Raw genomic sequence first — 11,828 nt, 5'->3', positions numbered from 1 at the left:
TTTTTTTATTCAAGGCACAGCGATGCAGCTAGAGGGTGAACCTAGGCTCCGGCAATCCGGTAACGCCGGGGTTGAGGGCGAACACGCCGCCGGCGATGGACTGGGCGCTCTGGTCGTCACGAATCGAGGTGACGAACAGCGTGTCCAGGCGACTGCCGCCGAAGGCGCACATGGTGGGTTTTTTCACCGGCACGCTCAGGGAGCGGTCCAGGCGACCGTCAGGGGTGAAGCGGTGAATCAAACCAGCGTCGTTGGCGCAGATCCAGTAGCAGCCGTCGGCGTCCACTGCTGCGCCGTCGGGGCGGCCGAGGTGGTGGTGCATATCGACGAACACGCGGCGGTTGGACGGCGTGCCGGTGTCGATGTCGTAGTCGAAGGCCCAGATCTGTTGCACCAGCGGGTGCGAATCGGAGGCGTACATCGTGCGGCCATCGGGGCTGAAGGCCAGACCGTTCAGGGTGATAAAGCCATCCAGCTGGGCGTGGGGCGCCGCGCCTGACGCATAGCGGTAGAGGATGCCCTCGGCCGCATTTTCGCCCATGTTCAACACCATGCTGCCGGCCCAGAAGCGACCCTGGCGATCACAGCGGCCATCGTTCAGGCGCATGTCTTCGCGCGGGTGCTCGACACTGGCCAGGGGCGCGGTGTCGAGGCTGCCGTCGTGGTGCGGGGTGAGCTGGAAAAAGCCGGTTTCCATCCCGGCGACCCAATTGCCCGCATCGGTGCGGGCGATGCAGGCGAGCATCTGCGGGGCTTTCCACGCGGCGAGGTGGCCGGTGTCGGCGCTCCAGCGTTGCAAGCCGCCGTTGGGGATATCCACCCAGTACAACGCGTTTTCCTCCGGCACCCACACCGGGCATTCGCCCACGGCATTGCGGGCGTCGACGATCAATTCAGCGGTCATGGCAACACATTCCCTTGGGTTGGTATGAACTCAGTCACCGAACGGCCCGGCCGCGCAGAACGCGCCGCCCTGATACACCGCTGCCGGGTCATCGGCGGGCACCGGCGGTTGAGCTTCGACCTGGGCGCGGAACACTTCGGAACTGTCCTTGGGCACAAAGCCCAGGTGCGCGGCGTAGCGGTTGTCCCACCAGGTGGCGAGGTTGTCCGACACACCGTAGACCACGGTGTGGCCCACATTCGGCGTGTACAGCGCACGTTCGAGCAGTTGGGTGAGGTCATCGAAGCTCAGCCAGGTGTGCATCATCCGGCGGTTCTGCGGCTGCGGGAACGAGGAGCCGATGCGGATGCTCACGGTCTCGATGCCGTAGCGGTCGAAGTAGAAACTGGCCATGTCTTCGCCATAGGACTTGGACAGGCCGTAGTAGCTGTCCGGGCGGCGCGGGGAGTGGGCGTCGATGGTTTCGGTCTGTTTGTGGAAGCCGATCACATGGTTGGAACTGGCGAAGATCACCCGCTTCACGCCATGGCGACGCGCCGCTTCGTAGATATGGAAGGTGCCGCTGATATTGGCGCCGAGGATTTCTTCAAACGGACGCTCTACCGATACACCACCGAAATGCAGGATGGCGTCGACGCCTTCCACCAGATGGTGCACGGCTTGTTTGTCGGCCAGATCGCAAGGCTGTACTTCTTCCGAGGCATCGGCGGCCGGGGCCATATCGGCGATATCCGACAAGCGCAATACCTGAGCGTAGGGGCGCAGGCGTTCGCGCAGCACTTTGCCAAGGCCACCGGCGGCGCCGGTGAGGAGCAGGCGGTTGAAGGGAACTGGGGTAGTGGTGGTCATGGGAATTCCAATTTTTTTGTTGTAGGTTGTCGTATGACTGTGTCGAAGTATTGTTAGGGAGCCCCAGGTTGTCAACGTTCTTCCCGACGAGTGAGATGATCGTTCCCACGCTCTGTGTGGGAACGATCATCAACCTTTAAAGCAAGGAGATTGGATAGCTGACAAAAATCCGATTCTCATCGAACTCGTTGGTGCTGAAATCCCGACGCAGGGTCGAGTTGCGCCACTTCACGTTGAGGTTCTTCAACGCGCCGCTCTGCACGGTGTAGGCCAGTTCCGATTCGCGCCCCCACTCCTTGCCATCGGTGATCGCCCCGGTGTGCACGTTGCTGCCGCTGATATAGCGGTTCATCAGGGTCAGCCCCGGTACGCCGAGTACCACGAAGTTGAAGTCGTGGCGTACCTGCCAGGATTTTTCCTTGGCGTTGTCATAACTGGAGTTGTAGCTGTCGTTGGCCAGGGTGCCGCCGCTGGTGCCGTTGACGCGCATCCACACGCTGTCGCCGGTGAGTTTTTGCAGGCCCACATAGAAGGTGTTGCCGCCGTATTTGGCCGAAAGCAGGGCGAAGGTGGTCTTGTTGTCGAGGTCGCCGGCCAGGGCGCTGCCGTCTTCCTTGCCGCTGAAGAAGCCGAGGTTGGCGCCCAGGGTCCAGTCGCCCACGGGTTGGCTGTGGGTCAGGTTGACGTAGCGTTGCTGGTAGATATCGCTGAGTTCGGCGTACCACAGGCCGACCTGGGTGCGTTTGTCGTTGAAGCTGTATTCGCCGCCGCCGAAGTTGAACCGGTCGGAGGTGAACGCGGCTTTGCCGTTCATGAACATGTCTTCCATGCTCGCGTCGTTGCGCGGGCTGTTGCCACGGAACTGACCGCCGTAGAGGGTCAGGCCGGCAATCTCGTTGGACGTCACCTGGCCGCCGCGGAAGGTCTGGGGCAGGGAACGGCCATCGTCGGAGCGCAGGATCGGCAGCACCGGCATCCATTCGCCGACTTTCAGTTCGGTCTTCGACAGCTTGGTCTTCAACGCCACGCCCAGGCGCCCGAAGTTATCGGCGGGACGGCCGTCGTCGTGGATCGGCAGCAACTGGGTGCCACCGGTGCCTTTGCCGCCATCGAGCTTCTGCGAATACAGGCCCAGCACATCCAGCCCGAAGCCCACGGTGCCTTGGGTGAAGCCGGACTTGGCGTCGAGAATGAAACTTTGCGTCCACTCTTCAGCCTTGCCCTGGGCGTTGGCCGGGTTGGTGAAATTGCGATTGAAGTAGGCGTTGCGCAGGTTGAGCGTGGCCTTGGCGTCGTCGACAAAACCATCGGCATGCGCGCCGAGAGGCAGGGTGAAGGCCAGGCTGCCGAGGCCGATAAGGCCCAGGCGTGAGGAGGAATTGCGGACGAATTGACTCACAGCGGTGCTCCCTTCTGTTTTGTTGTTTTTATTATTTGTTATACGTCGTCGTACAACATTGAGCGGATATTTACGGGGTTTCCGTGGAGTGTCAAGCGGAAGTTATACGATGACTAAATGTGAGATGACCTAAAGTGAGCAGGCTCAATGGAGTTGCATTCAAACTTGAGATCGGTGGGATTCAGCCAGCCAAGACCATCGGAGGCAAGGTGCCAAGCACTGAAACGGCGGCTACCGCACAAACACCCAGCCCCCATTCCAGCATCACACTGGTCTTCAGGGCGGCGAGGCGCTGCTCGCACTGCTCCAGGCGCAACCGGTTCAGCAAGGCCAGCGCCACCATGCCCAGCACCAGCATCACCTTGATCAACAGAATCAGCGCAAACCCGCTGAACAGCGGCGTGGGCCACAGTTGTCCGGTGAGCACGCGTACGTTGATCAGCCCGGTGACCAGCATGCCGGCAACCAGGCCATAGCCCACACCGCTGAAGCGCCGCAGGATCGGCGCCAGCGCAGATCCGGGCATTTGCCTGAGGATCAACACCAGCAACAACAACCCACCCAGCCATGCACCCACACACGCCAGGTGCACCACCTGGTTGAGGATCAGCAGTTGCCCACTCAGCCCGTCGAGCATCGCGCCATGGCCGACCGGGGCCAGGGTCGCCAGCAACAGCGCAAGCAACGGCAGGCGCACGGCCGGCCAGGGTTTGACCAGCGCGATCACCAGCAGCAGGTTCAGCAGCAAGTGCCAGATCCACACCTGGCCAAAAAAGGTCTTGCCCAGCACCAATTGCACCGTGGCCGGTTGCAGCGCTGCGTGCCAACTGCCGGCCATGCTCGCGGTGATCAACAGCAGCCATGCCACGCCGGAAATCAGTGCCACCCAGGCCAGCGCCCGGGTCGTGCGCAGCAGTGTGCGGTCCAGTGGCGGCTGCGGCGCAGCGCCCAACAGCCAGGGCCTGAACGCACAGGCACCGAACATCAGCAACACCACGATGAAATGCACGAAGCGGCACAGCACCAGCAGCGTTGCCATAGGTTATTGGCCGACCTTGAAACTGTATTCACCGCTGCTTTTATGGGTGTCGACCGACACTGCGTTCCACACGACTTTGTAGTTGCCGGCTGCCAGCGGAGCGGCAGGTGTGACCACCAGGACTTTCTTGTCTGCGTTCGGCGTTTCCAGGCCCTTGATGGCAATTTCGGTGCCGTCCTTGCTCAGGGACACCTTGGTGAAGGTGGCCTCGACGCCTTCGCTGAAGGTCAGGCGCAGCTCCTTCGGCGCCGTGACGCTGCTGTCGGCGGCGGGTTGCGAGCTTTTCAGATGGGCGTGGGCAAAGGCCGCCGAGGCACCCAGCAAGGAAGCAAGCAGGGCGAGGGTGGCGAGGGAGTTCTTGATCAACATCGTTCAATACCAATCAATGGGCAGGAGCGGGCAGTGTACGAAGTTTCGACTGCGCCTGTCGCCCCGATCTAGAGCGGATGGTAGTCTCTGAGCCAAGTTGTTGTCAGGGAGCCCTTATGGGCAATCACAAGATCGGAATTCGTCGGGTCAACGTCGAGAAAATCCTGCTGGCGGCGGAGAAAGTCTTCGCCGAGAAAGGCTATGGCAGCACCGCCATGGCCGACATCGCCAAGGAAGCGCAGCTGCCGCGCTCCAACCTGCATTACTACTTCACCACCAAGAGCGAGCTGTACAGTGCGGTGCTGTTCGACCTGCTCGATGTGTGGAAGCAGGATGCCTTGAGCTTTGAAACCTTCGATGATCCCCGTGTGGTGCTCAGCAGCTACATTCGCGCCAAGATGCAGCGTTCGCGCACGCGGCCGTATGGTTCCAAAGTCTGGGCCAACGAGATCATCCACGGCGCGCCAACACTGGGTGAGGCATTGGATGAGAGCCTGTACGACTGGGCCAAGATGAAAGAAGCGAAAATTCGCCAGTGGGTGGAAGACAAACGCATCTCGCCGGTGGAGCCGTCGAGCCTGCTGTACATGATCTGGGCCTCGACCCAGCACTATGCCGACTTTGATCACCAGGTGAAGATCTTGAATGATCACCAGCCGTTGTCGGATATGCAATTCGAGAGGGCGATACAGACGGTGACCAGTGTGATTTTGCGGGGGATTGGGTTGGAGCCCTGAGCCCTGTGGCGAGGCTGATGGCCCTATCGGGAGCAAGTCTCCCGATAGCGGTCTGAAGGACTACACAGCCTCCCGGTAAGGATTCCTCGGATCCTGTGTCCAGTTCAAAAACGGCTTACCCGTGTCCACCGGCACCATCTCGATACAGTCCGCGACCGGGCAGGTGATCTGGCACAGGTTGCAGCCCACGCATTCATCATCGATCACCTCGTAGGCATGCGTGCCGTCCGCCTGTTTCAAGCTGGCGATGGCCTGGTGCGAGGTGTCCTCACAGGCAATATGGCAACGGCCACAGCCGATGCAGGCCTCTTGATCGATCTTGGCTATCACCTGGTAGTTGATGTCCAGGTACTTCCAATCCGTGGTGTTGCCCACCGCTCGCCCGGAAAAATCCTGCAGGCGGGTGTAGCCCTGACTGTCCATCCATCGCGACAGCCCATCCTTCATCTCTTCTACGATGCGAAAGCCATGCAGCATCGCCGCTGTGCACACCTGCACCGCGCCGCAACCCAGGGCGACGAATTCGGCCGCGTCGCGCCAGTTGCCGATGCCACCAATGCCGCAGATCGGCAGGCCTTGGGTCTGCGGGTCGCGGGCGATTTCCGCGACCATGTTTAACGCGATCGGCTTGACCGCCGAGCCGCAATAACCGCCGTGGGTGCTTTGCGTACCGACGGTGGGCAGGGCAACCATGCGTTCCAGGTCGACACTGGTGATGGAGTTGATGGTGTTGATCAGCGACACCGCATCCGCACCGCCTCTATACGCGGCACGGGCGGCCACGCGGATGTCGGTGATATTCGGCGTGAGCTTGACGATCACCGGCAGTGAGCAATAGGTCTTGCACCAGCGCGTCACCTGTTCCACATACTCCGGCACCTGGCCCACCGCCGCGCCCATGCCGCGCTCGGGCATGCCGTGGGGGCAGCCGAAGTTCAGCTCGATGCCGTCGCAGCCGGTGGCTTGCACCAGCGGCAGAATGTTTTTCCACGATTCTTCAACGCACGGCACCATCAACGACACGATCAGCGCACGATCCGGCCAGTCCTTTTTGACCTGGGTGATTTCCCGCAGATTGATCTCCAGGGAGCGGTCGGTGATCAGTTCGATGTTGTTGATGCCCAGCACTTCGCGGTTGGCGCCGTAGTGCGCCGAGTAGCGCGACGACACGTTGACCGCCGCCGGGTCTTCACCCAGGGTTTTCCACACCACGCCGCCCCAGCCGGCCTCAAAGGCACGGACCACGTTGTAGGCCTTGTCGGTGGGCGGCGCGGAGGCCAGCCAGAAGGGGTTGGGGGCTTTGATACCGGCGAACACAATCGAGAGATCGGCCATTACGCAGCCTCCACATTAAGCATGAGTTGAGCGTGCATGGCTTCGGCGGCCAGCTTGCCGTGTTGCACCGCCTGTACGGTGAGGTCCTGGCCGAGGCTCACGCAATCGCCGCCGGCGTAGACCCCGGGAATGCTGGTGCGCAGCTGCTCGTCGACGAAAATCCGCTCGCCCACGCGGTGCAGCTGTTGGGCCAGCGGGTCGTGCAACGCCGCGTTATCGAAGCCTTGCCCGATGGCCTTGAAGATCGCATCGGCGGCCAGTTCGAAGGTTTCCCCGGTGGCGCTCAGGCGACCGTTTTCCAGGCGTGTGCGAGCAAAGCGCATGCCGCGCACATGGCCGTTGTCGTCGAGCAACACTTCTTCAGGCTGGGCCCAGGTCAGCAGGCGTACCTGGTTGGCCTTGGCGATGTCCTGTTCGTGGTGCGTGGCACCCATGTCCGCCAGGCCGCGACGGTAGACCAGATTCACGTCGCGGGCACCCAGGCGGGCCATCTGCACGGCCATATCGATGGCGGTATTGCCGGCGCCGAGCACGATGCAGCGGTCGGCCAGGGGCAGTTGGGTCAGGTCATCGGCCTGGCGCAGTTCGCGGATGTAGTCGGTGGCGGCCAGCAGGCCGGGAGCGTCTTCATGGGGCAGGCCGAGTTGCTTGCTGGCGGCGAGACCCAGGCCAAGGAACACCGCATCGAATTGCTGGTGCAGTTCGCTCAGGGTGAGGTTGTCACCCAGGCGCTGGCCGTGGCGAATGTCGATGCCGCCGATTTGCAGCAGGAACTCCAGCTCCTTCTGGGCGAAGTCGTCCACCAGCTTGTACTTGGCGATCCCGTATTCATTCAGGCCGCCGGCCTTTTCCCGTGCTTCGAAAATCACCACGTCGTGGCCGTGCAAGGCGGCGCGATGAGCGCAAGCCAGACCGGCGGGGCCGGCACCGACCACGGCGATGCGCTTGCCGGTCGGCGCGGCGCGTTGGAAGGGGTGTTCGCCAAAATGCGCGTTGTCGATGGCGTAACGTTGCAGCAGGCCAATCAGCACCGGAGCGCACTCTTCGGCGTTGTTGCGCACGCACGCCTGTTGGCAAAGGATCTCGGTGGGGCACACCCGTGCGCAACTGCCGCCGAGGATATTGGCCGAGAGGATTTTCTGCGCCGCGCCCTGCACGTTTTCGGTGTGGATGTTGCGGATGAACGAAGGGATGTCGATCTCGCTGGGGCACGCATTCACGCACGGTGCGTCGTAGCAATACAGGCAGCGCGAGGCTTCCAGTTGGGCCTGGCGGGCGTTGAGTGGGGGCGCCAGGTCGGTGAAATGGCCGGCGAGGGTTGCGCCATCTTCACGGGGGTGGGGGAGGTGCGTCAGGGTCTGGATCACGGTGGTGGCCTCACGGTTATTGAGGTGCTGCCTCTGATGGGCATTGTTTTTTTGTTGCCTGTGCTGGCCTCATCGGGGGCAAGCCCCCTCCCACATTTGACCGCGTTTTTCCAATTGGAATGAGATCAGTGTGGGAGGGGGCTTGCCCCCGATGACGGTCTCAGCGTTTCACAGCAATCGGTCTGGAATGCTCCGCCCGCTTGCTCAACTGCTCGAACACCGGCGGGTACGCCGGCCGCTCCACATAGCGCCCGGCCCCGCGCTCGGCGCGCAGGTCGCCGTCGGCCCACACGAGTTTGCCCTGGCTGATGGTATGGCTGGGTACGCCGCGCACGGTCTTGCCTTCGAAGATGTTGAAATCGACTTGCTGGTGGTGGGTCTTGGCGGAGATGGTCCGCGTACCTTCGGGGTCCCACAGCACCAGGTCGGCATCGGCCCCCACGCGGATGGCGCCTTTGCGTGGGTAGAGGTTGAAGATTTTCGCGGTATTGGTGGAGGTGAGTGCGACGAATTCCTGCATCGACAGACGCCCGCTGTTGACCCCTTCGTGCCACAGCAGCGCCATGCGGTCTTCGATACCGGCGGTGCCGTTGGGGATCTTGCTGAAATCGTCACGCCCGGCGGCTTTTTGCTCGGCGCAGAAGCAGCAGTGGTCGGTGGCGGTGGTGTGCAGGTTGCCCGCTTGCAGGCCATGCCACAGCGCCTCCTGGTGCCCGCGCGGGCGGAACGGCGGGCTCATCACGTAGCCGGCGGCGGTTTGCCAGTCGGGGTGCTGGTAGACGCTGTCGTCCAGCAGCAAGTGGCCGGCGAGCACTTCGCCGTACACCGGCTGGCCCTTGGCGCGGGCGTAGGTGATCTCATCCAGCGCCTCTTTGGTGGACACATGCACCAGGTACAACGGTGTGCCGAGGGTCTCGGCGATACGGATCGCGCGGCTGGCTGCTTCGCCTTCTACCTGGGACGGGCGCGACAGCGGATGCGCTTCCGGCCCGGTGATGCCCTGGGCCATCAGCTTGCGTTGCAGGTGGTACACCAGCTCGCCGTTTTCCGCATGCACGGTGGGCACCGCGCCCAGTTCCAGGCAGCGTTCGAAGCTGGCGACCAGGGTGTCGTCCGCCGCCATGATCGCGTTCTTGTAGGCCATGAAATGCTTGAAACTGTTGACGCCGTGATGGCTGACCAGCTCGGCCATTTCCTCGCGCACTTGCTCGCTCCACCAGGTGATCGCCACGTGAAAGCCGTAGTCGGCCGCGGACTTTTCGGCCCAGCCACGCCATTGGTGAAAGGCCTCCATCAGCGATTGCTGCGGGTTGGGAATCACGAAGTCGATGATCGAGGTGGTGCCCCCCGCCAAACCCGCCGCCGTGCCACTGAAAAAGTCTTCGCTGGCCACGGTGCCCATGAAGGGCAGTTGCATGTGGGTATGGGGGTCGATACCGCCGGGCATCAGGTATTGGCCGCTGCCATCGAGTACTTCGGTGCCGGCGGGAATATCCAGGTCCGTGCCGACGGCGCGAATCAGACCGCCCGCGCATAAAACATCGGCGCGGTAACTTTCATCATGGGTAATAACGGTGGCGCCACGGATCAACAGCGACATGTCGAGTTCCTCACAGGCTTGACCGGCTTATGCCAGTTCTAAGTGTTTTGATGTGGCTTGCCGATGAGTGGATTAATTCCTGTCATCGGTGACAGGAATAGAAACTAGCCCGAGTTTTTAGATTGGGCAAGAAGATTTTTTATAAGCTTATTCATGTATTAGCTTATTGATTTATAAGCATAAAAAATAAAAATCACCAAAATGCGGCGTGCGTTCACCATTTTGACGCACTTGACAGGTTCCCAATATGAGCAACATTTCTTATTGCAAATCAGGTGCTTGAGATATGCCGCTTGACGGCAGTAGGAAATAAAAATAATTGTGTTGCACCAGATTGAGTCCTGACAGTTCGGGCAACTTCCACATCATCCAGCCTGAGTGACGTTGCAAGTTCCCAAGGTGTGATCGGAAAGCTGATGGATATCAGCACGTTATATAAGCGGTGCGGGTGCGCTGGTGGTTTTCGGCACGGTTATTGAGTGCGATGCCGACTGGCCGGTCCCGTGACGTCATGTTGTTTACGAGGTACTCCGGCCAGCTGCGTTAACCCCGCAGGTGAGCAAAAAATAATTCGAAAAAACCGTGGAGCGGCCATGCAACAGAACAGATCGCAAGTCATTGAACGCAACGGCCTGTACGAACTCGACGCCGGCCCCGACGTCCTCGACAGCCCTCGCTACAACCACGACATGGCACCGACCAAGGTGCACGAACGCACCTGGAACAAGTGGCACATCACCGCGCTGTGGGTTGGCATGTCGATCTGCGTGCCGACGTACACGCTGGGCGGGGTGCTCACTGCGTATTTCGGGTTGTCGGTGGGCGAGGCGCTGATGGCGATCTTACTGGCCAATATCGTCGTGCTGATCCCGCTGACACTCAACGCCTTCCCGGGCACCAAGTACGGCATTCCATTTCCGGTGTTGTTGCGTTCATCGTTCGGCATTCTCGGCTCCAACGTACCGTGTTTGATTCGGGCGCTGGTGGCGTGTGGCTGGTTTGGCATCCAGACGATGTTTGGCGGGCTGGCGATTCACCTGTTCCTTGGGTCGATTTTCGAGGGATGGAAGGCCCTTGGCGGTACCGGGGAAGTGATCGGCTTCATGATTTTCTGGACGCTCAATTTGTGGGTGGTGCTGCGTGGCGCCGAATCGATCAAGCGCTTGGAAACCCTGTCGGCGCCGTTGCTGGTGGCGGTGGGCATTGGCCTGTTGGTGTGGGCGATGCCCAGTGTGTCGCTCAGCGAACTGATGGCGATCCCGCCCAAGCGTCCCGAAGGCGCGAGCCTCACCGGTTACTTCATGGCCGGCCTTACCGCGATGGTGGGGTTCTGGGCCACCCTGTCGCTGAACATTCCCGACTTCAGCCGTTACGCCAAAAGCCAGAAGGAGCAGATCCTCGGGCAGATTTTCGGCTTGCCGCTGACCATGTTCCTGTTCGCCGCCCTCGGCGTGGTAATGACCGCCGCGTCGGTGAAACTGGTGGGCGTGAGCGTGTCCGACCCGGTGACCCTGATCGGGCATATCCAGAGCCCGGTATGGGTGGCCGTGGCCATGGCGCTGATCATTGTGGCCACGTTGTCCACCAACACGGCAGCGAACATCGTCTCGCCCACCAACGACTTCCAGAACATCGCGCCCAAGCTGATCAACCGCACCACGGCGGTGATCCTCACCGGGTTGGTGGGGCTGGTGTTGATGGGGCATGAACTTCTGAAAAAACTCGGGCTGATCGTCTCCGATGTGAGCCTGGAGACGGTGTATTCCAATTGGTTGCTGGGCTATTCGAGCCTGCTGGGACCGATTGCCGGGATCATGGTGGTGGACTACTTCATCACCCGCAAACAGCAACTGGACCTGGCCGGTCTTTACCGCGACGACGTGTACCCGGCGTGGAACTGGACGGGCTTTATCGCCTTTGGCGTGCCGGTGGTGCTGACCTTGCTGTCGCTGGGCAGCGATGTGTTCAGTTGGTTCTACAGCTATGGCTGGTTTACCGGTTCGGCGTTGGGTGGGGTGTTGTATTACGGGTTGAATGCCAAGCGTGGAGTCAGTCCGGTCGCCGCCAAATCGTCGTTGTAACGAAGTGGAATGCAAATCCAAATGTGGGAGGGGGCTTGCTCCCGATAGCAGTCATTCAGCCAATGCATGGGCGACTGACCCACCGCAATCGGGAGCAAGCCCCCTCCCACATTTTGATCCCATTTCAAAAGTGGAATGAGTCAATCCA

General features: G+C 61.1%; 10 protein-coding genes. 2 read left to right on the top strand and 8 right to left on the bottom strand.

The window, feature by feature from the left end; genetic code table 11:
* Nucleotides 1-28: 28 nt before the first annotated feature.
* The 5 genes from PSH66_RS19000 to copC all read right to left on the bottom strand — a co-directional run bounded on the left by PSH66_RS19000 (nt 29) and on the right by copC (nt 4,560).
* Complete coding sequence (locus tag PSH66_RS19000) at nt 29-904, bottom strand: SMP-30/gluconolactonase/LRE family protein (protein ID WP_003174843.1); 876 nt, start codon at nt 902-904, stop codon at nt 29-31.
* 30 nt (nt 905-934) lie between these two features.
* Complete coding sequence (locus PSH66_RS18995; RefSeq protein WP_003174841.1) at nt 935-1,753, bottom strand: NAD(P)-dependent oxidoreductase; 819 nt, start codon at nt 1,751-1,753, stop codon at nt 935-937.
* Nucleotides 1,754-1,889: 136 nt separating this feature from the next.
* Complete coding sequence (locus tag PSH66_RS18990; protein ID WP_003174840.1) at nt 1,890-3,152, bottom strand: OprD family porin; 1,263 nt, start codon at nt 3,150-3,152, stop codon at nt 1,890-1,892.
* A gap of 181 nt (nt 3,153-3,333) precedes the next feature.
* Nucleotides 3,334-4,191, bottom strand: a complete 858-nt coding sequence (gene copD / locus PSH66_RS18985; RefSeq protein WP_305427441.1) for a copper homeostasis membrane protein CopD — start codon at nt 4,189-4,191, stop codon at nt 3,334-3,336.
* A gap of 3 nt (nt 4,192-4,194) precedes the next feature.
* Nucleotides 4,195-4,560, bottom strand: a complete 366-nt coding sequence (copC, locus tag PSH66_RS18980) for a copper homeostasis periplasmic binding protein CopC (protein WP_003174838.1) — start codon at nt 4,558-4,560, stop codon at nt 4,195-4,197.
* A 116-nt stretch (nt 4,561-4,676) separates the two neighbouring features.
* On the opposite strand from copC, the gene PSH66_RS18975 reads away from it, so the two are divergent.
* The gene (locus PSH66_RS18975; protein WP_003174837.1) at nt 4,677-5,297 is read left to right on the top strand and encodes a TetR/AcrR family transcriptional regulator; all 621 of its coding nucleotides are present in this window, start codon (nt 4,677-4,679) and stop codon (nt 5,295-5,297) included.
* A gap of 60 nt (nt 5,298-5,357) precedes the next feature.
* Here PSH66_RS18975 and preA read toward each other — a convergent pair whose 3' ends face one another.
* The 3 genes from preA to hydA form a co-directional block, all read right to left on the bottom strand.
* Nucleotides 5,358-6,632: an NAD-dependent dihydropyrimidine dehydrogenase subunit PreA gene (gene preA, locus PSH66_RS18970; RefSeq protein ID WP_003174836.1), complete on the bottom strand. Its 1,275-nt coding sequence runs from the start codon at nt 6,630-6,632 to the stop codon at nt 5,358-5,360.
* Nucleotides 6,632-7,999 (bottom strand): NAD(P)-dependent oxidoreductase, encoded by a 1,368-nt coding sequence (locus tag PSH66_RS18965; protein WP_305427440.1) that lies wholly within the window; start codon nt 7,997-7,999, stop codon nt 6,632-6,634. The genes preA and PSH66_RS18965 overlap by 1 nt, the downstream gene beginning before the upstream one ends.
* 160 nt (nt 8,000-8,159) lie before the next feature.
* Nucleotides 8,160-9,599 (bottom strand): dihydropyrimidinase, encoded by a 1,440-nt coding sequence (gene hydA, locus PSH66_RS18960; RefSeq protein WP_078733790.1) that lies wholly within the window; start codon nt 9,597-9,599, stop codon nt 8,160-8,162.
* Between the two features lie 593 nt (nt 9,600-10,192).
* Between hydA and PSH66_RS18955 the strand changes: the two genes are divergently transcribed.
* Nucleotides 10,193-11,680 (top strand): NCS1 family nucleobase:cation symporter-1, encoded by a 1,488-nt coding sequence (locus PSH66_RS18955; protein ID WP_305427439.1) that lies wholly within the window; start codon nt 10,193-10,195, stop codon nt 11,678-11,680.
* Nucleotides 11,681-11,828: the final 148 nt, after the last annotated feature.

This window comes from Pseudomonas sp. FP597 (genome assembly GCF_030687435.1).
Classification (GTDB): Bacteria; Pseudomonadota; Gammaproteobacteria; order Pseudomonadales; family Pseudomonadaceae; genus Aquipseudomonas; species Aquipseudomonas lactucae.
Note: the sequence above shows the minus strand (reverse complement) of the source record. Positions and strands in the feature narration are given on the sequence as shown.